Source organism: Actinophytocola sp. (genome assembly GCF_035762905.1).
Classification (GTDB): domain Bacteria; phylum Actinomycetota; class Actinomycetes; order Mycobacteriales; family Pseudonocardiaceae; genus DASYTH01.
Genome location: NZ_DASUCC010000146.1, coordinates 40,040 through 61,908 on the forward strand (window position 1 = coordinate 40,040; position 21,869 = coordinate 61,908).

Genomic DNA, 21,869 nt, shown 5'->3' on the forward strand with positions numbered 1-21,869 from the left:
CAGCTACCAACCCTAAAGCGTGAACCTGAGACTCCGCTGAACGAGTGGAACCGGCGCCCGCGGCCCACTAGCGTCAGCCAGCGTGAACGTTCTCGAGAACTACACCGGCCACGTGGACCCGGGCGGCGCCGCCACCCGCCGCACCCTGGAGGCGCTGACGATCACCAAGGTGTCCGTCGGCCCCATGGACAACAACGCGTACCTGCTGGTTTGCCGCGCCACCAACGAGGCCCTGCTGATCGACGCCGCCGCCGAGCCCGAGCGGTTGTCGGACCTGATCGGGCACGACGACGGCCGGCCGACGCTGCGCACCATCGTCACCACCCACCAGCACCCCGACCACTGGCAGGCGCTCGGGGCCATCGCCGGCTCCTACGGCGCCAACACCATCGCCCATCCCGACGACGCCGGCCCCTTGCCCGTCCCCCCCGACCGCCTGGTGACCCACGGCGACACCGTCACCGTCGGCGAGATCTCCCTGGAGATCATCCACCTGCGCGGCCACACCCCCGGCTCCATCGCCATCCTCTACCGCGACCCCACCTCCCACCCCCACCTCTTCACCGGCGACTCCCTTTTCCCCGGCGGTCCAGGGCGGACAACAAGTCCCGAGGACTTCACCAGTCTGCTGAACGACCTGGAAGCACGGATCTTCGGCGAACTCCCCGACGACACGTGGTTCTACCCAGGCCACGGCGACGACTCCACGCTCGGCGAGGAGCGTCCCAAGCTCGGTGAATGGCGCGAACGCGGCTGGTGAGCTTGATCGAGACCCAACCGGGGCCGCCTCGACAGTAGGCGGCCCTGCCTGTTGCTCGGCGGGGCCTCGACCGAGGGAGCCCGTCCGTGCCACCGAACAGTCTCAACGGAGCCGCCGTCCTCGACCGCATCCGCGCGGCCACGGCCGAAGCCCATGCAACCGGCCGACCCCGCCCCGGCCGCTCGACACTCGCGCGCATCACCGGCGCCACCGAACACCAGATCCGCAAGGCCCTGGCGACCCTTCAGCAGGAACGCACCAGCCCTGGCGAAACCGAAGAACCGCAACAGGTTGCGACTCCTCTGAGCGACCAATCACCTGCCACAGAATCCGCATCCACCCCGGCCACGCCACCAACTCTGGGTGAGCCACTCACCAGCCATGCGCCAAGCCCAACCAGGCGGCGACCACCGTCGTGGCCGCTGGTGATCATCGGTCTCGCCGCCGCCATTTCGGTCTGGTCCGGCTGGGTCGGCCTCGGCCAACTCGCCGGCTTCGGCATGATCCAACCCCTCCCCGGCGTCTGGGACGACCTCCGCATCAACACCGCGGTCGTCCTCCCCATCTCCGTCGAGGCCTACGCCGCCTACGCCCTCCGCTGCTGGCTCACCACCCGCACCATCACCCCACGCGCCCGCACCTTCGCCCGCCGCTCCGCCATCACCAGCCTGACCATCGGCGCCACCGCCCAGATCGCCTTCCACCTGATGACAGCCGCCGGTCTCGACCACGCACCCTGGCCGGTCACCGTCGGCGTCGCCACCATTCCCGTCATCGTCCTCGGCCTCGCCACCGCCCTCGCCAACCTCATCACCGACACCCGCGTGGGCGCAGCGTGCGGACCAGGGTGTGCTCCCGCTCATCCCACCCGGCCCTCCTGACACACCCTCCCGCAGCGCCTTTGGCCCTGCTCGCGCTTTCGCAGGTACGCCTACCGGGAGGTAGGCGACTCCGCCGCCGGTGCGTGCCAACGGTCAGCGACAAGTTGGGCGATGCATGCGGCTATGTCGATCACGGATCCCGCAGGGTAGATCAACTAATCACCTCATTGCCAACCGTCTCGTGATCTTTTGCCGTTGACCAGATCTGCGCAAACGCGCAATTCCGAAGAGCGATGGACCTTGTAACAGCGTCAGCGTCCACGGCGAATCGTCATCTATGGAACTGATCACGCTGCCTACCGGCACTCAGTGTGTGTGCGCCGGGATCGAACGTGCGAGGAACTACGACCTCCGGGTGATCCACTCGGGAGAGGCGTCTATCTCTCAGGGCCGGATGAAGCCGATCAAAAGGCAGCAGTCATCGCCACCGACGGCCCGGCGACAGTAAAGGGGTCAAATCGACCTAAGCGGTACAAGATCACAATATTCCTCCGCCTGCGGGTTACTCACACCCCATCAGCGGTTGCCGTGACAGTCCGCTCTTAGAACTTTCTCTCTCCATTCACCCGGATGGCCGTCAACACCGTAGCCCCCATCGGTGTGACATCGAACTACTAAGGTGTCCACCCGTCTCGCGGGAGAGATCATGGCACGAGGCAAGACAGCGCCTCTCCATCGAGGGGTTAATCGCATCGATGTAGTTATCTCGGAGTTCGGCCGCGAGGTTACCCAAAAGCTCAGGACACAGCAAGGATCCCAAGAAGATCATTTGCGCGGGCCTTTCGAGCGCATGCTGCGTGATATTGCGATCAGCCTCGGACTGAAAGTCACACCCATTGGGGAGACAAGACTACCGGATCTCTCAATTCGCCCTGATTACGCGATCAATGTCGCAGGCGCACGAGTTGGCTACGTCGAGCTCAAACGTCCCAACTACGGCTTACCGAGCACATGGAAGCGACCGAGCGCCCATGACAAGAGGCAATGGGAGCAACTCAAGCTGCTACCAAATGTTCTATACTCCGATGGGCAAAGTTTTGGTCGATACAAGTTCGGCAAGCTGCAAGGCAGAATTGCCCGATTAGAACCTGGCCTCGATCGAGCGGGGGAAAGGCTTCGTCCTGTTGACAACGAATTCGCTCGAGTAGTCACCGATTTCTTATTATGGGAGCCCGAGCAGCCGCGAAGGCTCGATGAGCTGATTCACCTGGTAGCAAACTTGTGCCGCCTACTGAGAGACGACGTCGCTGCCGAACTCACCCGCGAACAGACCGGAGAATCAACCAAGCGCATCTTCACTGGGCTTGCCGATGACTGGCGGCGCGTGCTATTTCCCAACTTGAGCGACAAGGAGTTCGCCGACCAGTACGCACAAACCGTCACGTTCGCACTCCTCCTAGCACGTGTCGAAGGCGTCAGCTTCCAGAACCGCTCGATCGGAGAGATAGCAAGACTACTTGGCAAGAAGCACTCTCTGATGGGCAAAGCGCTCGCCGTCCTAACTAACCAATCCGAAGAAGACCACAGCATTGCGCTAATTACAATGATGCGAGTTGTCAGTGTTGTCGACTGGTCCTATTTTCCTGAGGACTCATACGCAATGCTGTACGAGCATTTCCTCGAGAGATACGATTCGACTCTCCGCAGAAAGAGCGGGGTCTACTATACACCGGCGCGCATTGTTTCGTTCATGACAAGGTTCGTTGATGATATTCTCAGCGAGCGACTAGGCCGCCGCCTGGGCTTTGCCGAAGAGGACGTCATCGTCGTTGATCCAGCGATGGGAACCGGCAGCTTCCTGGCGGAGGTTATCAATCGAGTCGCCACGACGGTATCCGACGAAGAGGGGCCTGGCGTTGTTACACCCCGCTTGCGAGAGCTGTCGAATCGTCTCATTGGGTTCGAAAACCAGGCCGCTCCCTACGCAGTCGCCGAACTCCGCATTCATAGCTTGCTCAAAAAGCGGCACCGAGCTGAGATACCCCTAAAGGAACGCCGGTTCCTTGCGGATACCTTGGATGACCCAGACGCGCAGATGCTGCCAATAGGCAGTCTCTACGATACAATTAAACAAGTCCGCGACGACGCAAACTTCGTCAAACGCCAAGAACCAGTTATGGTGGTCATAGGCAATCCACCATATCTGGACAAAGTCAAAGGGATCGCGCCATGGATCGAATTCCCGAGCGACGATCTCACGGCGGCGCCTAGTATTAATGCCTTTCGTAAGGCGGGGAATGGTAAGCGTGAATATGTCCTCGCGAACAAATATGTCTACTTTTGGCGGTGGGCGACATGGAAGGTTTTCGATGCGCATCGTGATCACCCGCCCGGAATCGTAGCGTTGATCTGCTCTGCTGGTTTCATCTCTGGCCCAGGGTTCGCTGGCATGCGCGAATACCTCCGTCGAACTGCAGACGAAGGGTGGATCATCGACCTCAGCCCTGAAGGGCATCAGCCGCCCATGAACACGCGAGCTTTTAGAGGTAACCAGCAACCTATCTGCATTGCGTTCTTCATCCGACGCGGCGAAGTAGAGCGACGGGTACCAGCCCACATCCATCGCACGTCGGTGTCCGGAGCATTTGACGACAAGTGCGTTGCCTTGCAGCGACTCAAGTTAAACGGACCCGAATGGGCGGACTGCGCAAGCGGCTGGTGCGACCCGTTTTGGCTACCAGAGGCCGGACCGTGGCATTCGATACCAACGATGACACAGCTAATGCCATGGGCATCACCTGGCGTCAAACCGAACAGAACCTGGGTGTACGCGCCCAGTGAAGCCGTTTTGAGAAAACGCTGGCAGAAACTTGTGTCCGCATCGCCTGACGACAAGGCCCCTATGTTCAAGGAGAGCCGTGACGCAAACCTCATCAAGGTAAACCCGCCGCTTGTTGGTGCCCAAAATAGCACGACTCCTTTCTTGCTAGAATCCGGAAAATGCCCCGACCCGATCGCGGTGGGCTATCGCTCATTCGATCGGCAATGGATTATTCCCGACTCACGAATCATCGCAACACCACGTGCCGCATTGTGGGCCTCGAACGGCCCGCATCAGATTTTCGTCATAGAGCAACACGCCCATAGGATCCGCAATGGCCCAGCATTGGTATTCACCAACTTATTGCCAGACAATGATCATTTCATGGGCCATCACGGCGGCCGCGTTCTTCCACTTTACAGAGATGCAGAGGGTGCAGTCCCCAACATTTCACCCAACCTTTTGGTGACGCTTTGCCGGAAATTGGGAGTCACCGTTACCGCGCTGGATATGCTCGCTTACATAGCTGCTGTCGCGGCCCACCCCGGTTATACTCAACGTTTCCAGGAGGAGCTCTCGAGTCCAGGGGTCCGCATTCCCCTGACTGCGGATACAAACTTGTGGCTCGAGTCGGTTACTATTGGACAGGAGATTCTCTGGCTGCACAGCTACGGCGAATGCTGCGTCGACAGCCAGGCAGGACGGCCGCGGGGGGCACCAAGAATGCGCTCGGCCCGGCCGAAGGTACGCGTGACTATTCCTGATGCCGAGGATCGTATGCCCGACGAGATTGACTACGATGCCGAATCCTTGACACTGAAGATAGGCGCAGGCCGAATCTCACCAGTAGGTCCGAGCGTATGGAATTATCAGGTATCGGGCATGCGGATAATTAGGCACTGGTTTGGCTATCGGAAGAAGAACCCATCGGGGAGCCGCCAGTCGGCCCTCGACCGCATCGTTGCTCGCACGTGGACCCCGGCCATGACTACCGAGTTGCTCGACCTGTTGAATGTCCTTGGTCGGTGCGTAACTCTCGAACCACGGCAAACGACGCTATTGGAGGACGTCATGACGATGCCCCTAATTTCCGTTGCAGAATTGGAGGCTACGTGTGTGCTTCCGGTGCCGTCGTCCGCCTCTGCGGCACCCAAGGTGAACGAGCCGCCTGGCCTTTGGTCGGTCGATTAGATTTCGCGTTCTGCGCTTGCTTGTTCTATGCACTCAAAGATGTCAGCGTCGGTTTCCTGTTGCCAGGCGGGGAGGTCGGACCAGTCGGCGACGTAAGAGGGCTTGGGGTCGGGGAAGTGTTTGTAGATCTGGCCGATCCAGCAGAGGGCGACGAAGCGGCTCTTCTGGTCGCGGGCGAGCTTGGCGGTCGCGCCGTCGCTGATCCTGATAAAGGCGAGAACCTGGTCGTAGACGGCGGTCGCGGCAGCGCGCTCCCAGTCCGGGGTGTCTTCCCAAGGGGTGATGTAGCCGGGCTTTGGTTCGCCGGGGTAGTGTTTGGTGACTCCGGCGATCCATGCTTCGCGGAAGACGCGGCCTCGTTCCTCATGCACTTGGTTCTCCTCGGTCATCCGGCCAGGATGGTGATGTCGGCGTTGAGTCGCTGAACCTGCTTGTCGGTGAGCAGCGGTCCCAGGTGGGATTGCAGCCCGCACAGTTTGCGGGCGATTACGCCGGACCTGGTGTGGCGGGCGGTCGCCAGCGCGGCGTTGGCGTGGGTGACCACCTGGTCGGGGTCACGCTGGTGGATGCCGATCATTGCCAGGTCGGTGAGCACGCTGGCTTTCCGCCGCGCGGTGAGGGGCCCGGACAGGGCCTCGGTCAGCGCGGCCTCGGCAAGATCGGGGCGGCCGAGGGCGATGTAGCAGGTGCCGCGCTCCTCGGCGAGCCGCGATCCGTCGAACCGTAACCATCCGCCGTTGTGGACGGTGCCGGGCAGCTCCTGCACCTGGGCTGCGAGGTCGAGGGCACGCTGGCAGGCGTCGAGGTCGCCGAGACCGGCGTTGGTCTCGGCCTCCACGACCGCGACCCAATGGCGGGTGGAAAGCGCTGGGTCACCGCGCCGGGCGAGTGTCGCTGCCAACTCGAGCATCGGCGCGGCATGAGTGAACTGGCGTTCGTAAAGGGCGACGAAGGCGTGCCGAGTCAGGGCGCACGCCCACAGATCGAACTGGTCGGCCTCCTTCCCCGCGGTGGCGGCGAGGGTGTAGCAGTGAGCGGCGTCCGTGTAGGCATTGCCGTCGAAGAAGATCTCACCGGCCAGTTGGAACAGGTCAGCGGCCAACAAGCAGAGCCGTCGTCGGGCGGCAGGTCCGTGGGGTCCGCGCAATCCATCGGCCAGGACGTCGAGCTGGGTGCGGACCATCGGCAGGACCTGGCTCTTGACTGGAGCCAGGGTGAACACTCGCCACAGGTGGTCGTTGAGGTGCGCGAACTCGTCCATAGTCGCGGCGTCCAGGCGGCCGGGGTGATCGGCGGCAGCGGCGATCCGGTCGACATCGATAGTGGCTTCGATCGGAGGTAGGGCCAGCAGCGTGCCGGTTGTACTGAACAATCGCAGCAGTTCGCGACGCTTCACGTCATCAACCTCCGCGAGGTCCGGCAGCGCCTTCCGCAGGATCGGGTCGTCGGGTTCGGCGAGCAGCTCATCCAGTTGGTCCGGGGAAAGGCGCAAGGCCATCGCGAGCCTGGGACGAATCCACGGCTGAGGCGTTCGCTCTCCACCTTCCCATCGCACCACGGTAGATCGTTCGACCCGAAGATGGCCGGCCAGTCCTTCCTGGGTGAAGCCCAGGCTCTTACGGCGCCGCGCGAGACGAGATCGTCGACCTGCCATCGCAGCGCCTCCCGTCCGAGTCCACCTGTCGAGGTCGCCCCTGGTCAGCGTGGTTGATGCCGCATTGGCGCCTCGTGTCTGCCACATCGCGGCTGTGGTCGCCGTCTGTTACAGCCGGTTGTGTGTCGATAACGGCGTGACAGCAGAGCCACAGTAATCGGAGGCATTCGCGATGACCAACACGACCGGCGGCCTGCGGGATGTCATCGCCATTGTCCTTGCGGCGGACAGCCCTGCCGGGCGCATCGCACCCGCCATCGACGACGTCACAGCTCACCTGCCGATGCCCGCCGATCCGTGGACCTGCCCGTTGTGCTCGGCGGGGTCCTGGCCGTGCTCCAGGTTCGACGAGCCGCAAGCCGAGTGCTGGCTACCGGAGTGCGCCTGGCCGACCTGGTGCCGCTCGACCTGCATCCACGCCTGTGGCCACAGCCACCAGGGACGCAGCCGACCTGCTCTCAAGCGCCGAACCGGTCGAGCGACCAACCGAGTACCTGGTTCGATGGGAAGTCCGACGATGGATGAGGTTCTCGCCTCGGCCCTGTGCGATGCGGTCCTACAGCGACTGGAATACCTCGACGCCTTGGTCGCCGACGCTGATCTTCAGTCCAGGGCCGCGCTGGCAGACACCGAGATCGCGCGAATGACCGCAGCGTGGCGCGCCTTGCTCGCACAGCACCAACCGGATGGGCACAGCCGTTGTCCGCAGTGCTCCGGCTGGCGCCGACCCCGCAAGTTCCCGTGCTCGGTGTGGATCACTGTGCACCGGCACCTGATCGCCACCGAGTACCCCCTCGCGGGCGGACAGGGCAGACACACCTTCGCTGGCCGGCAACCGAGTGCCGCGGTGCCGGCGGCCCATAGGCGTGGGGAACGCGCCACGAGGCCCCGACCCGGCGCGTTCCCCGCCTCTCCGTTCCACCGCTCCGGGTGCATCGCTCCGGGTGCATCGCGCCCCGGCGAACACCCCTGACTTCACCTGCGGAGATTTTCATGCGCGCGGAAGAACTGTCCGTTCACGATCGGCTGTTGCGCGCGGTCGCGCACGCCTCCGTGGCTGTCCCAGGACACGGCATGACGTTGCGATCGGTTCCTCTCGTCGAGCCCAACGCCATCCGCACAGCGCTCGGCGAGCTCGTCGGCGAACACCGTGCGGTCGTGACCGGCACGCTGGATCGCCGCCTGATCCTCATCGAACACCAGGTAGGTCGAACGTGGACGATCGCTGACCTGTCCGGACGGCGTCACAACACCCGCGCCTGGCCGCCGTGGACCACCGGCCACCTCACCATCGCCGAACCCGACACCTGGCTATCCGCAGCCGAAATCACGCCGGAGGGCCAGCGGCGGCTGCTACGCCCCCGACTCTTGCTTGCGTCGCTGTACCACCCGGAATACTTCCCGCTTCCTCGCTTCCCGCTCGCCATCTCCGACCTGGCGCGAGCGGCACGCTCGACACTGCTCGGCCAGGTCGAGCTGATGGACATGCAACTCGGCCTCACCATGGACGACATCGTCGGCCGGGTCCGCTCCGGCGAGGTGGACGTGCTCGGGGTGTCGGTTTCGTTCGGCCAGCACGACCTCGCAGTCCGGCTGCTGGACGAGATCACCAGCCTCGACAACCCGCCGATGGTGGTCGCGGGCGGCAGCCTGACCGTGCGCAACGAGCGGATACTGCTGGAGCGTTACCCGAACCTGCTCATCGGCCGGGGTGCGGGAGAACCCACCATCGCCGACGTGCTCGCGCACTGGCACGGCGATCTGGAGGTCGAGCAGGTTCGGGGTGCGGGATATCGGGGAGCAGCGCGCGGACGGGACACGCTATCCGTCGGCCGGTTCCGGCACACCGCCATAGTGGCGAACCGGATGCAAACTGACATCTGGCCGGAGCTGGACCTGCTCGACCGCACTTTCGCCCACCACGGCGTCGCCCAACTCGAAACGTCGAGAGGCTGCACCAACTTCTGCTCATTCTGCCCGAGAGGCCACAAGGGACAATGGGCCGGGGCGGAACCTGGTGCACTCCCGTGGATCCTGCGCGAGATGCGGGCCGTACTCGACCGGTACCCGCACCTGAGCAGAACTGTGTACCTGGTGGACGAGGAGTTCGTCGGACGCGGCGAGGACGCGGTTACCCGGGCGCTGAGCGTCGCGGACACCCTGGCCGAGGCCGGGTTCTCCTGGGAGACGAGTTGCCGGATCGACCAGGTTGTCAGGTTGGACCGCGACCGCAGCTGGCACGTTGAACGCGGCCACCTGTGGCGCGGCCTGGTCGAGCGCAAACTGCGCCGCTGCCTGTTCGGCGTGGAGTCCGGGGTAACGTCGATCCTGGAGCGGTTCAACAAGGAAACCACTGGTGACCAGAACGCTCTGGCCATCCGCACCCTTACCGCCCTCGGAGTACCGCCCCGCTTCACCTACATCACCTTCGACCAGCTCATGACCGGGACCGAGCTGCGGGAGACTTACTCCTTCCAAGGCCGTACCGACCTATTGCTACGGCCCCAGCCCGAGCTGACGGTGGCCGAGATCATCGACGGAGTTCGCGACGAGCAGTGGGTCGCCGAGCATTCAACTGGGCGACGGTTCTACACCGGCATCAGCTACATGCTGGTGGGCATGGAATGCCTGATCGGCGCCGCGTATACCCGGAAGGCTGAAGCGGCCGGCCTCACTGGCCAGGTTGATCCATCCATGGGTCGCGTCGAGGCCACGTACGCGGACTGGCGCATCGGCACCGTTGCCCACTGGTCCCAGCTATGGATCGACCGGAACTTCGCCCTGGACTACACGCTCAAGTCTCTCGAGAAGATCCTCGACGGTCCGCCTTACGAGGTGGTGCGTGATCTGCGCCGAATGCTCAAGGACGCTGCTTACCAGCTACTCGGAGAGATGACCAAAGCGCTGGATCGCACCGATACCGTGACCAGCAACCGCACCGAACTTGCGACACGCTGCGCCGAGCTGGCCGAGACCATGATCCGTCATCTGCATATCGAGCTGGATCCGGCCGTCGCTGCGGTCCACGCCGACCTGCCGGTCGACCAGCGCAGTCTCCTGCTGCGCGAATACGGCCGATGGCTGATCTCCACAGACTGGCAATTGATCAACGCGGCCGACCCGTGCGGTACCTGAAACCGAAAGGAGCACCCGCTTGCTGGACCGTAGGGTCATCGCCGGCCTCGATGCCGAGGTCTCCGCGATCGGCGCTGGCTGCTGGACCATCGGCGGCCCGGCCGTCAACAACGGCGTGCCGATCGGCTGGGACAACGTCGACCCGGACCTCGCGTACGCCGGCCTGGTGCGCGCATACGAGCTGGGCATCACCTTGTACGACACGGCCGACGTCTATGGCCTCGGCCGGTCCGAACGGCTGCTCGGGCGGCTCGTGCGTGAAGTCCGTCGCGACTACCTCGTGATCTCCAGCAAGGTCGGCTACTTCTCCGGCACAGCTTCACACCCCTACCACCCAACGCAAATGCGCAACCAGCTCGCCACCACGCTGGACAACCTCGGCACCGACCACCTGGACATGTACTCCTTCCACAGCCTCGACTTCGGTGACAACGACCGCTATCTGCCTGGCGCGATCGAGTTCATGTGCGGCCTGCGCGACCAAGGCGTCATCCGCGCCATCGGAATACGCGCTCCCCACACCTTCGCCGAGCAATGGGCCACCGGCAGCCGGCGGGAAGCAGCCGAGATCCGCCGCTGGCTGCACCTTTTCGGGCAGATACAACCTGATGTGGTGACCGCCCGATACAACCTCATCAGCCCGCTCTATGCCGCCGATGAGACCGACATCTTCCGCTTCGCCCGTGGCCGCGGTGTCGGAGTGTTGATAAAGCAAGCCCTTGGGGAGGGTCTTCTGCTGCAGTCCCAACAGTCCGATCCTCCCCCGCAGTTCAGCACCAGCGACCATCGCAGCATCGACCAGGCGTTCTCCGCGGCGAGGCGGCACAACCTGTGCGCCCGGTTGGCTCCGATCCGAGCCCGGTTCGGCGACAACCCCACGGCGTTGGCGCGCCTGTGCCTGCGCTACGCCCTCCAGCACGCACCCGACGCGGCTGTTCTGGTCGGCTTCCGAGACGCCGCTCAGATCCACACCAACGCCACCTGCCTCGGTGACCCGCTGACCGACGACGAGATCACGGAGATCCGTGCTTTGCTTCACTCGAACACACCCGCCTCGTAGGAAGGACGCCCGGTGCAGTACGTCGAGGTCGAGAAGAAGTTCGCCCTGCCCAACCCGGAGGCACTCAAGGCCAAGCTCGATGCACTCGGCGCCAAGCCCAGCGAACCAACCCGGCAGATCGACCAGTACTACAACGCTCCCCACCGTGACTTCCTGGCACCCCAGGCGATTTCGGAGTGGCTGCGCATCCGCACCGAGAGTCGTGGCGCATCGATCAACTACAAGCGCTGGCACCCCATCAAGGCCCTGGTCAAGACCCACGCCGATGAGTACGAATCCGGGGTGGCCGATGTCGAGGCCGTTCGCCGCCTACTCGAAGCTCTGGATTTCCGGCCGCTGATCACGGTGGACAAGACCCGCGAAGCGTGGACACTCCCTGATATCGAGATCGTCTTCGACCATGTCGCCGGCGCCGGCCACTTCGTCGAATTCGAGTTCAAGGGCGACGCCACCGGTGTTGAGGATGCATCCACACGGCTGCAGCAGTTCATTGCATCCCTCGACATGGAATTGGGCGAGCCGATCAACCGTGGCTACCCACACATCCTGCTCGGCCGACAGCACTGACCTTGTCTGACGGATACCTCCCGACGGCCAGCCATGACCTCGACCCGGTGGCCACCGGCTTCCGCACCGACGTCTCACGGCTGCGCTCAAACCCGACGGCCTTATTTGCACTCGCGACCAACATTATTCACCTCGCCCGCTTAGGATTCCTCAGAAGCCCTAAGCCATGCCGACATTTGGCGCAGTCGCATGCGACGAAGGGGCGCTGTCGTGGGGCTGTCAATCAAGGTGCAAACCTGGCCGGCGGCCCACTCGCCCACTCCGGCGCAAAGCAGGTCGTCCATTAAGGTGATGTCGTCGTCGAGTGAATACTCCTGCAACGAAAGCAGCCCAGCCCATACGGTCTTCGCGAGATCTAGCTCACCACAAGCGGCCAACGCGCGGGCCAGTTCTTTTCGCTCATCGAACGATAGCTCGGTCCTTTCCAAGGCGGCGGTGGCCACGGTTCGCGCATATTCTGCACCTTCATGAATCAATCTTGCGAGCAAGGCATCGCGAAGCTCTTCACCTTCAACTTGCTGGAGGACGGTGAGTTCGGCAGCAATGTGCTGCAACAACTGCGCCGCCTCAGGACCATCGTGCTCAGTGAGCGCGTCTAGCGCACCAGCGAACCAATGGCTATGCGGATGCGCCCGTCCGTGCGCCAGCTCACTCAGCGTTGCTGATCCCGTGACCGCGTCAATCTTTAGCAGCACCTCGGCGGCCTCCCGGTATTGCGAACGAATACCTATGTGCCGCGTCCGCAATACAGACTCGGCTAAACATTGAGCTTCAGCTTGAGCGCCTGCCTCGAATAGATGTTTGGCACTAGATGCCCGGTCGTATAGATGAAGGCTCGCACCTTGGTTAACACGTTCCATGATCGATTGAGCGGATGAAGGGCCCTCGACGCCGAGCCAGGCCTCAACGAACCAATGCGCCCCGATTGCACGAGCACACTCCGCAAGATGGAATTTAATTCGTTCCACCACCGATGTTTGCGGTGACACATTCGCTACCCGCTTGAGCAGCTGCGCAATGTGCCAGACTTCTACCGAGCTATGCGGAATTGACCAGCGTTCCAATACGTTCATCACGAGGTCGACACCGTCGGAGCCTCGCACGCCTAGCAGAACATCTACAGCGTCGAGAATCGCGTCAGGGGGTACATTATCCTCGGTTAGGACTACTGTCGCTAGAACTGCCGCCGTGTCTGTGTCCCCGGCCTGCTGAAGGAATTCGGCAAGTCGCACCTTAGTAGAATGGTCATGTTCGGGTCGATCGACGGCAAGAGTGGCAACCTTTGACACGGCTGGTTGGCCCTGTGCATCCAGCCAGGCGTCGGCGGCCCTTTTCAGGTCGGTAGGCGTGGCCGTTGGGTGCGCGAAGACCGATCGTGCCATTGTTTCCACATCGGCCTCGAGTCCTAGATCTCGTAACACTTCCGTGGCCGACGCACGATCCCTAGCGTCCGCATCAGGCTCCACTACCATATCCAGAACGCGCTTCCGGATCTCATCAACGACCGGGGGACCGAGTCGACGCCCCATTGATGCCACTCGCAGCAGTGTTTGGCCGTAGGAAGACGGAAGTATCTTGCCCAAGAGCTCACCAACTCGCTCACTGCCCGTCAGATGCTCGAGCGCCGCAACTGCAGCCATCCTGCGAGCAACGGGTAGGACCGACAAAGACGCAAGTGCCTCGATCCTATCGGCGACCCACGGATAGTCGTACAACGCGCCAAGCACATCGACGGCCTCGATGGCCTGAGAGAACTCCTCTGCGTTGCGTGCCAGGGCAACAAGCCTGTCCACGATCCGATCGGCGATGTCGTGCCCGATAACGATGCCTTCAGCCATGAGCCGGCCAGCGAGTAGCACTCGCCTCGAGTCATAGGAAGACAAAAGGCGCTCGACGATAAGACTGATGTCGTGGCCCGGTTTTGACGCCCAGAGCGAGAAGGTGAACAGTGCGAAGGTGCGTTCTGCCTCCTTCAGTCCTCGACGGATCCAGACCTCCAGATCGGCGAAGTCTTCGCCGATGATGTTCGCGTGCGACTGGGCAGACAAGAATTCGGCGAAGGATTGATGGAGGAAACGCAGTTCCCGTCCGGCTGCCACCAGCAGGCCGGCACCGATTAGTTCCTCCCATAGGTGGTCTTCCCAGCCGTCGATCAGTTTAATGTCCTCGCCCACTTGCTCCCGGACCCATTCCTGGGCGACCGGCCACAGTGCCTCCTGGCTCTCTAACCGGCGGCGGGCAAGCACCGACACGATCTGAAGTCGGTGAGAGTGTAGCCACAGGACGCAGCCAATCCGTTCTGGATCGTCGTGGTGATGGTGACGAAGCTGCGCCACTGTGTTCCTGTTGCCGCTGCGGTCCCCAGACAGGTATCCGCAGAACCGTTCGTACAGGCTAATCCGGCTCGCGGGTAGCGGTCGGTCGGGTTCCTTCACCGCGCTCACTGCTGCGATCGTGGCCAGCAGCGGGTTTCGCACCAGCTCTCGCAGCCGGCCGTCCGAGGTCTCGCGTATGAACCGCTCTGTCTCCTTTGCGGCTGATTCCACCCCTTGGGCGGTGAACCATTGACGCGCGAACTGCTCCAGCTCGGCTCGACCGAAGGGCTGAATCACGTAATTGCCGACATTGCCGATGCGCAGCGGCGAGAGCTCGGACTCGGGCAGGATACGACTGGTCACTACGAATCGATAGTCACTGCCCGAACGGGCATGCTGCGCCAATGTACGGATGATTTCCCCGCGCACTCGCGAGTCAGGGATCTCGTCTAACCCATCTACCAGGATCAGCCAACGAACGCCCTGCACCCGGCCGGCAAACATACCAGCATCCGGGTCTTGGAGAAGGCTTCGTCCCAGGCCGCGGCTCACGGCCTCGGCCAGCACGTTGCACCACGAACCGCTTCCGTCCAAAGACCGAGCGGACACCCGCAGTGGGGCCACCGGCTCGGTCAGCGGCGCGTCAGTGGCGCTCTCTTCCCGTAACCAGATGAGGGAAAGCGTCCGCGCCAGAATGTTGCTCAAGGTCGACTTTCCGGCACCGGGCTCACCGGTGACCAGCAGATGATCGTGCCGTTCGAGCGCCTCGGATACCGACAGCACGGGCTGCGGACCTACCGCAGTCGGCTGCTGCTCAACCGGCACCTCCCGCTGGGCACCCGTTCCACCGACTTCCATGTCGCGATCCGTCGTGGCGCGAACACGGACCTGTTGGCGGACGTACACCGTCGACAGTGGCGGTTCGTCAACACCAAGCAGAGTGTAGGGCAGGCGCTCAACGGTTGTGCTCTGGGCTTCTAACAGGTTACGCAACGCTAGTGACGGCAGAGGGAGGTGGGCCCAAGAAGACAATCGGGGCTGCTCGACGCGCTGCGCGGCCAGCGTTTCCCGGTCCCGCGCCTCCTTCGCGCGCATCCAGACATCGACTACCTGCGCCGGGTTGCGCTTGAGCGCGACAGCCAAGGACTGGGTGGACTCCAATGTCAGCAACCGGGTCGCGTTGAACACCCCGTAGACCGCGTTCTTCTCGAACAAGCCCGTGGACAGGAACTCGTGCACACTGCCGAACCCGGCGTCGCCCAGCGCCTGGTGGAACCAGGTGGCCAGCTCCTCAAGCTCGGGATAACGCTGCTGTTTGCCCTGCGATGGCCGCCCGCCTGGCATATGTCCCTCGTTGATGCAGTCGAGTTTCTTCGGGTTTCCACACTCTAGAGGGAAACACGCGACGGCCGGCACAGTCGCTCCTAGTACTCCCACGAGCAGGCGGAGGTGGCCGTGATCGAGTTCCTCGGCCTTGCTGCCAGTCATCCTGCGCTATACGCAGGACTGCTACTGACCGTAACCGTCAGCGGAGTAGTTCGTCGGTGGATCGCTCACCGAACAACAGTCCGTCACGAGATCGAGACGACCCGGAGGCTGGAATTGGCCATCCAGGGCACGAACTCCTCGGAGCGGGCGGCCGTAGTGCGGGCATGCGCTCAACTGGCGGCTTCCATTCATAGGATCAGCAGGCGTTGTTAAACGCAAGCCAGAGCTTTCGACCCAACAGATCAAAACTAGCGCGAGCGACCTCCCTTCGGAGGTTGTGCCACGGGCGTGCGGATTGCCGGAGGCCGATCAAGGTGGCCCAACCGGTCGGCCAAGGACGGTCGCGACACCGCCGACCTGTCGGCTACCGACGGAATATTGGAACGGCGCTCACGATTCCGTTGCGCGGTGCGGAGGACGGGATGGTTGGCCAGTTCGTCGGCGGCGGTGGCGAGTTGTTGGCGGGCTGATGGGCGGGGTGGTGGCTGCTGGTGTTCGGCGGCGTGTTGTAGGAGCTTGATGATGGCCCAGACCAGGAGCACGACGGCAGCGAGTACGAGGGGCGCGGGGTCTTTGCAGGCGACGGCCGCGCGGGTTGCGGCTACCAGGACGGGTAGGACGGCGCCTCGGTGACGGGGTTGAGGGCGACGTTGGTGGCGTTCGAGTTGACCGGCTCGGGCGAGGTGGTCGGCTGCTCGTTGTAGGCGGTCGGGGTTGGGGTCGAAGCGGGCCAGGGCGGCGACGAGGTCGGCGACCTCACCGACGGTGTGGCTCCATTGGTCGCGGTCTTGGGTGGGGTGTCGCTGATCGTTAGGCGTGCCTTCTCGAGTAGGTGGGTCAGCTCTCGCCATCCGCGCTGGGTTCGGCTTAGCTCGGTGAGGGCGACGGTGTGGCCGCCGGTCCAGAACAGGTGTGCGGTGCGTGACCAGAGCGGACTGGGGTCGTCCCAGCGGGCGCGTAGTCGGGGCAGGCTGAGATCAGGGCGCAGGGTGGAGCCGGCGAACCACAGTGGGTCGGAGCCTTCCGGGTCGGCGTCGAGGGTTACTGCGAAGCCGACGACTTGGCCGTCGGAGAGCCGCGGCTTGTAGCGCACCTTGGCGCGTTCCAGGTGCGCGAGGAAGGCGGGTTCGCTCTCGGCTGTGGCGGCGGCTTCGGTCACGAGCTGAGTCAGCCGGTCTCGGTGGGTGGGCGTGCCGGACTTCGAGGCGCGTTCGAGTTCGGCGCGCGACGTGGTCTTGCGGCCGGCGCCAGCTGGGGCGGTGCCGGTGAGGTTCATGCGCTCCTCGACGGCGAGGCACCAGGAACGCCAGCGTGGCCAGTCGCGGTAGGTGTTGGCGATGATGCCGTCGCCGCGGACGAGGTTGAGCACGAGGTGGACGTGGTCGTTGCCTTCGACGGACAGGCCGTGGTGGACGGCTACCCAGCGGCAGCTGCTGGCGCCGGTCGCGTCGGGTCCGAAGCCCATGTGTTCGATGGCCTCGTTGACGAGGCCTCGCCACACCTCGTCGCCGAGTTGGCCGTCGGCTCGTGGGACGGACAGCACGACGTGGTAGACGTGGCCGTTGGCCAGGTGGAGGTCGTGGCCGGTCATGGCGGCGTCGATGTCGCGGGCCAGGCGGGGAAGTCCTCCGCGCTGGCCGATCAGGTGGGCGAACGCGCCGCCGGTGAGCCACTCCGGGTCCCAGGCGGCGACCAGGTGTGGGTTGGTGTGTTCGTTGGCTTTGCCTTTGCCGAACAGGTAGCGCAGCAGGCCACAGGTGTTGCTGCCGCGCTTCCCGTTCGCGGGCGCTTTGGCGATCATCGGCGTGTGCGGTCGGCGGGGTCGATCGCGGCGAGGATCTGTCGGTGGTGGTCGAGGGTGGCTTCCAGGTAGCGGAGGGCGCCGACGAGTCCGCCCGGCAGCTGGCCGGTGGCGTTGGCGACAGTGGCCATGTGGTTCAGGTTTGTGCCGATCCGGATCATGCGGGTCTCGACGACGTCGAGGCGCTCGGTCCACCAGCGTTGCTCTCGCAGGCTCCAGCCACCGGACGAGCGGCGCAGGGCCGACTCGATCAGGTATCGCGGCAGTGACAACCGGGCGATGGCGGCACCGGCGACGAGGCGTGCATAGGTCTCCGTCGTCGTTCGTATGTTGATCCGGTGCGGCGAGCCTCCCGGCAGTCGCCGCTGCCGCCGCACCTCCCTGCTTCGCTCACTCATGGCGCTCCCCCTGGCGTCGTGTGTGGCCACACGATCGGGTGGCCTGTTCTCTAACTTGCTGCCCCGATCGGGTTGGCGGGTGCTCGCCGCTGAGAATCGCGGCGATTCGCGCTCGCTGCCGTGCGCTGAACGGTGGCGCCGCGCGAACAATGCGCTCGACGTACTCCTCGATGCCGTCGCCGTTGGACGACGGCGGGCTCCCCCATGTGTCTGCCACGACGTGGCCCTTCAGAACAGGAAGGACCGAGGCGGTTGCGCGACTACAGCGCTCCCCCACGGCGCGCGCAGTCCGGCACGGTCCTCGCTGTGTACGGCGGCGAGGGACGCACGGTGTCCGGCGCGCGGGCTGTACGGGGCTCAGCGGCAACGAGCTGACCCGGTGGACTCGCTGTATGAGCGGGGCACGTCTCCGGGGTGCGTCCTGGCGCGCTGGTCGGTGCCACGGGGTTCTGCTCAAGAAGCCGACTCAGCACCAGTAGTACCACGAACGGATGCGTCCGGCCGGCTGCGGTCGCAAGCACGGTGAGGAACCGAATCAGCAGCAAAGCGGCCTCGGCCTGACCGATCTTCGCGACGTCGGACTCGCCAGTCTCCAGGTGCCAGGGATGGACAAGTGCGTCCCACGCCGCACGCGTGAACACGCTCTGCGGGTCGAGGTGCATCAGGTCCTGGTGCACCGTGAACGGCAGATCGTCAGCGCGATCCAGCAGCTTGTGCCGTATCGGGTGGTTGCCGGCAAGGCGCGCTCTCGCGCTCCGATCACGCTCGACGAACGCCTGGAAGCCCGCGACCAGAGCACGTGATGCCTCTTCCGGGTGAACCTCCCGGAGGGCTTGACGTATGTCGCGTGCCGAGTAGCAGTAGCGCCACCCATCCCCCATGAGACCAGGGTAGACGGCTCAGACCTCGGCGCTGCCGTCCCGCACGAACCGGATCTTGACGGACTCGGGCTTGAAGCCGGGCCCCCCGCGTGTGCCGTAGGCGAGTTCCAGTTCGAACCCCATCGCCGCGAGCAGCGACCGGCGCTGTGCGGGCTGCAGCCGGTCCCAACACTCCTCCGCGTTCGGTCCGACGATGTCGGCGACCATCGACACGGGCAGCCCTGGGTCGGACTTCTCGACCTGCTTCTCCAGCTCGGACAGGCGTCCCCGATGGCGTGCCGTCGACCGGAGGAACTGTTCGCGGGTGATCAGGTCGGCGTCATGGTCGTCGGCGAGTTCGAGCAACTTGCCCTCGATCTCGCGGATCTCGTCCCGCACGTGCTGGGCCGCCGAGTCGTCCCGGCGGAAGAGGTCGCGGGCGTCGGGCTCGGCGAGCCGCCGGAGCACGACCCGCTTCACCAGGTCGTCCACCCACTCCTTCCGGCGTCCGGTGCAACCCTGCGGGCTGCATACGTAGGTCGGGTGGCCGCTCTTGCGGACGACCCGGAGCCGCCCCTTGCACTTCCCGCAGCGGGCGATGTCCGGCGCGAACGTGAGGTAGTGCTGGCGTGCGCCGGACTTGCTGGTGGCGCGTGCGGGGTCGCTGAGCAGGGTCCGCAGCTCAGTCTGCTGTGCCTCGGTGACGATAGGCGGCCAGGCGGCCGGAAGAAGCTGCTCGTCGTCCCGACCGCGATGGTGGACTCGCTTCCCGCAGTTGGCCCAGCGCATCGCGATCGAGCGCACGGACGAGGAACTCCAGAACTCCGGGCGTCCGCGCGTCGGCTCGCGGCCGGCGGCCATTCGCGGCGGCGGGATCTTGCGTTGGTTCAGGTCAGCGGCGATCTTCGTCAGGCTCTCGCGGGCGAGGAGCCGTTCGACGATATCCCTCACGATCGCGGCCTGCTCTGGGTCCAGCTCGTCGTGGAAGCTGAGCCGCTTGCCACCCCGGCCGAACTCGTTGACCCGTCGCCAGCCGTAGAGCACGTGACCGGATCCCAGCCCGGCCTGGGCACGTTCGAGCGCGGCCGAGGCCACCCGCTCGCTCTTCAGCTCGGACTCGAGTGTGTCGGCTTCGCCCATCTGTGCGGCGAAGGAGCGGCCCATCGGAGTCGTGAGGTCGATGTCGTTGCCCTTGATCAGCGTGATGGACACCCGTCGCCGGGACAGTAGCTCGATCGCCTCGGCACGCTCGCGCCGATTCCGCCAGAGACGGGAGAGCTGGTAGGCCACCACTCGGGTGAACTCGCCACGCTGGGCTGCATCCAGCAGGGCCTGGTACCTGGGCCGGTGGGCACCGTGCAGGGCCGAGATGTCGTTGTCGGCGTACTCGGCGGTGATCGTCCAGCCTCGGTGTTCGACCAGGTCACGGGCCTCGCGGAGCTGCCGCTCGACACCCTTCTCCAGGCCGAGTACATCCTCCGAGATCCGCGCGTAGACCGCGACCTTCTCCGTCACGGTTCGAGGCTATCGCTTCTTCACCTTCAATGCGATACGCTGTTCCCGGGCGGCGTAGGAAAAACGACGTCACCGGAGAACTTCGCCTCGCTCGTGGACGACGTGGAATCCCGCCTGTTCAACGAACTTCCGGACGACACCTGGTTCTACCCGGGCCATGGGGACGACTCGACGCTGGGCGAGGAGCGACCGAAGGTCAGCGAATGGCGCGACCGCGGCTGGTAGGAGTGGCGGGTGACGGTCCGCGAGGTCAGGCGCAGGCTCTGGGACTACATCCTGTACGAGTCTCCGACCGGGTTTCTGCTTTCGGTGGTGTGTGGATCGGTTGGGCTGTATGTCGTCACGATCGCCCTCAGCGGGGCGGAGGGTAACCGGTGCCGGCATGACGACCGGTACCTGGACGGTCTGGTGGCCAAGGTCAGGGATTTCCCGCACGAGTATCGGGAGCGGCGCGTGCCGTCACCGGCACTGTGATTCGCTTTGGTCGGCGCTGCCGGAGACGGTCACTGGCGCCAGGCGGGGGCGGCAGCCGCGGCGTAGTGGGCGAAGGTGGTTGCCGGGCGGCCGGTGACGGTTGTGATGTCGCCGGTGACCGTGGCCATGGCGTTGGTGGTGACGGCACTGAGGAAGAGTTGGGTGGCGTAGTCGGCGAAGTGCTCCGATGCTCCGGCGGCGACCAGGTTGTCGCGCAGGGGGCCCGGGCCGGTTTCGACGTAGGTCACCTGGCGGGCGGTGGCGGCGGAGATGTGTTGCGCCACCTCGGTGAGGGTGAGCGGCTCCGGCCCGGTCAGCGCGTAGGCCCGGCCGTCGTGTCCGTCCTCGGTCAACGCGTGGGCGGCGACGGCGGCAATGTCCTGAGTGGACACGTAGCTCACCCGCGCGGTGCCGCCTGGCATGGCGATCCGACCGTGGTCCCGGATGCTCGCGTGCAACCCGGCCCAGTGGCTCTCCGAGAAGTTCTGCATGAACGCGGTAGGCCGCAGGATGGTGGCCGGCACCCGGGCGGCCTCGACGAGAAGTTCCGTGCGCCGCAAGGGATCGTCCGGCGGCGCCTGATCCACGCCGAACGACGAGAGCAGCACGAGACGGCGAACGTCCGGGCCGATGCCCGCGAGAAACGCACCGACCGCCCCGCTCGGATCGGCGGTGTGGCCGGAGAGATGGGCGCTCACCAGGTAGACCGCGTCCACGCCGGCCAGGGCGACCTGATGGGTGCGCTGGTCGAGCCAGTCGAACGGAACGGGTTCGACACCGGCACCGGCCGGGCCGGCGGTGCGACTGGCCGCGCGGACGGTGGCGCCGCGTTCGACGAGCAACGGGATCAGGCGCCGGCCGGTCTTCCCGGTCGCGCCGGTCACCAGGATGGTGGAGCCCACATCTGCCTCCGTGGTTTCGGTTCGAGGACATCGAACGTACGGCGGCGGGGTGAGCGTATCCATGACTGTTCAACGCCATCACATACCCGATCAGCTCAAGCTGGGTA

Annotated in this window: 15 protein-coding genes and 1 pseudogene; 9 read left to right on the plus strand and 7 right to left on the minus strand. The window is 64.5% G+C overall.

Annotated elements, in window-relative coordinates; all coding sequences use genetic code 11:
* The first annotated feature begins 82 nt into the window (after positions 1 to 82).
* From VFV67_RS31420 to VFV67_RS31430, 3 genes are all read left to right on the plus strand, one after another.
* Positions 83 to 760, plus strand: coding sequence for an MBL fold metallo-hydrolase (locus VFV67_RS31420; RefSeq protein ID WP_326474323.1), 678 nt, complete (start codon positions 83 to 85; stop codon positions 758 to 760).
* A gap of 425 nt (positions 761 to 1,185) precedes the next feature.
* Positions 1,186 to 1,641, plus strand: a complete 456-nt coding sequence (locus VFV67_RS31425) for a hypothetical protein (protein WP_326474324.1) — start codon at positions 1,186 to 1,188, stop codon at positions 1,639 to 1,641.
* Between the two features lie 646 nt (positions 1,642 to 2,287).
* Positions 2,288 to 5,593, plus strand: a complete 3,306-nt coding sequence (locus tag VFV67_RS31430; RefSeq protein WP_326474325.1) for a type ISP restriction/modification enzyme — start codon at positions 2,288 to 2,290, stop codon at positions 5,591 to 5,593.
* On the opposite strand, the gene VFV67_RS31435 is transcribed toward VFV67_RS31430, so the two are convergent.
* Complete coding sequence (locus VFV67_RS31435) at positions 5,590 to 5,982, minus strand: hypothetical protein (protein ID WP_414636383.1); 393 nt, start codon at positions 5,980 to 5,982, stop codon at positions 5,590 to 5,592. The genes VFV67_RS31430 and VFV67_RS31435 overlap by 4 nt on opposite strands.
* Entirely contained in the window at positions 5,979 to 7,247 is a 1,269-nt protein-coding gene (locus tag VFV67_RS31440; protein WP_326474326.1) for a helix-turn-helix domain-containing protein, read from the minus strand. The genes VFV67_RS31435 and VFV67_RS31440 overlap by 4 nt, the downstream gene beginning before the upstream one ends.
* A gap of 993 nt (positions 7,248 to 8,240) precedes the next feature.
* Here VFV67_RS31440 and VFV67_RS31445 point away from each other — a divergent pair.
* Genes VFV67_RS31445 through cyaB form a run of 3 tightly spaced genes read left to right on the plus strand, consistent with a single transcriptional unit; the run spans position 8,241 to position 12,009 of the window.
* Positions 8,241 to 10,382, plus strand: a complete 2,142-nt coding sequence (locus VFV67_RS31445) for a radical SAM protein (RefSeq protein WP_326474327.1) — start codon at positions 8,241 to 8,243, stop codon at positions 10,380 to 10,382.
* 19 nt (positions 10,383 to 10,401) lie between these two features.
* Positions 10,402 to 11,442, plus strand: a complete 1,041-nt coding sequence (locus VFV67_RS31450; protein WP_326474328.1) for an aldo/keto reductase — start codon at positions 10,402 to 10,404, stop codon at positions 11,440 to 11,442.
* Positions 11,443 to 11,454: 12 nt separating this feature from the next.
* Entirely contained in the window at positions 11,455 to 12,009 is a 555-nt protein-coding gene (cyaB, locus tag VFV67_RS31455) for a class IV adenylate cyclase (RefSeq protein WP_326474329.1), read from the plus strand.
* Positions 12,010 to 12,149: 140 nt separating this feature from the next.
* Here the strand turns inward: cyaB and VFV67_RS31460 are convergent, their stop codons facing one another.
* The 3 genes from VFV67_RS31460 to VFV67_RS31470 form a co-directional block, all read right to left on the minus strand.
* Positions 12,150 to 15,740 (minus strand): hypothetical protein, encoded by a 3,591-nt coding sequence (locus tag VFV67_RS31460; RefSeq protein ID WP_326474330.1) that lies wholly within the window; start codon positions 15,738 to 15,740, stop codon positions 12,150 to 12,152.
* 673 nt (positions 15,741 to 16,413) lie between these two features.
* Positions 16,414 to 17,613 (minus strand): relaxase/mobilization nuclease domain-containing protein, encoded by a 1,200-nt coding sequence (locus tag VFV67_RS31465; protein WP_326474331.1) that lies wholly within the window; start codon positions 17,611 to 17,613, stop codon positions 16,414 to 16,416.
* Positions 17,610 to 17,990 carry a hypothetical protein gene (locus VFV67_RS31470; RefSeq protein ID WP_326474332.1) on the minus strand — a complete coding sequence of 127 codons (381 nt, stop codon included), beginning with the start codon at positions 17,988 to 17,990 and terminating at the stop codon, positions 17,610 to 17,612. Before VFV67_RS31470 ends, VFV67_RS31465 begins: the two co-directional genes overlap by 4 nt.
* 512 nt (positions 17,991 to 18,502) lie before the next feature.
* Between VFV67_RS31470 and VFV67_RS31475 the strand changes: the two genes are divergently transcribed.
* Positions 18,503 to 18,814 carry a hypothetical protein gene (locus VFV67_RS31475; protein ID WP_326474333.1) on the plus strand — a complete coding sequence of 104 codons (312 nt, stop codon included), beginning with the start codon at positions 18,503 to 18,505 and terminating at the stop codon, positions 18,812 to 18,814.
* A gap of 96 nt (positions 18,815 to 18,910) precedes the next feature.
* On the opposite strand, the gene VFV67_RS31480 is transcribed toward VFV67_RS31475, so the two are convergent.
* Positions 18,911 to 20,386, minus strand: a complete 1,476-nt coding sequence (locus VFV67_RS31480; protein ID WP_326474334.1) for a recombinase family protein — start codon at positions 20,384 to 20,386, stop codon at positions 18,911 to 18,913.
* A gap of 33 nt (positions 20,387 to 20,419) precedes the next feature.
* On the opposite strand from VFV67_RS31480, the pseudogene VFV67_RS31485 reads away from it, so the two are divergent.
* Both VFV67_RS31485 and VFV67_RS31490 read left to right on the plus strand, forming a co-directional pair.
* Positions 20,420 to 20,611: pseudogene (locus VFV67_RS31485) on the plus strand (MBL fold metallo-hydrolase); the annotation flags it as partial.
* A 9-nt stretch (positions 20,612 to 20,620) separates the two neighbouring features.
* Positions 20,621 to 20,860 carry a hypothetical protein gene (locus VFV67_RS31490; protein ID WP_326474335.1) on the plus strand — a complete coding sequence of 80 codons (240 nt, stop codon included), beginning with the start codon at positions 20,621 to 20,623 and terminating at the stop codon, positions 20,858 to 20,860.
* Positions 20,861 to 20,889: 29 nt separating this feature from the next.
* On the opposite strand, the gene VFV67_RS31495 is transcribed toward VFV67_RS31490, so the two are convergent.
* Complete coding sequence (locus tag VFV67_RS31495; RefSeq protein ID WP_326474336.1) at positions 20,890 to 21,762, minus strand: NAD(P)H-binding protein; 873 nt, start codon at positions 21,760 to 21,762, stop codon at positions 20,890 to 20,892.
* Positions 21,763 to 21,869 lie beyond the last annotated feature (107 nt).

What these genes read in the sequence shown, in the direction of transcription:
- VFV67_RS31430 (WP_326474325.1), top strand. Translation starts at nt 2,288, where the DNA reads ATGGCACGAGGCAAGACAGCGCCTCTCCATCGAGGGGTTAATCGCATC.
- VFV67_RS31435 (WP_414636383.1), bottom strand. Translation starts at nt 5,982, where the DNA reads ATGACCGAGGAGAACCAAGTGCATGAGGAACGAGGCCGCGTCTTCCGC.
- VFV67_RS31440 (WP_326474326.1), bottom strand. Translation starts at nt 7,247, where the DNA reads ATGGCAGGTCGACGATCTCGTCTCGCGCGGCGCCGTAAGAGCCTGGGC.
- VFV67_RS31465 (WP_326474331.1), bottom strand. Translation starts at nt 17,613, where the DNA reads ATGATCGCCAAAGCGCCCGCGAACGGGAAGCGCGGCAGCAACACCTGT.
- VFV67_RS31475 (WP_326474333.1), top strand. Translation starts at nt 18,503, where the DNA reads ATGCGTCCGGCCGGCTGCGGTCGCAAGCACGGTGAGGAACCGAATCAG.
- VFV67_RS31445 (WP_326474327.1), top strand. Translation starts at nt 8,241, where the DNA reads ATGCGCGCGGAAGAACTGTCCGTTCACGATCGGCTGTTGCGCGCGGTC.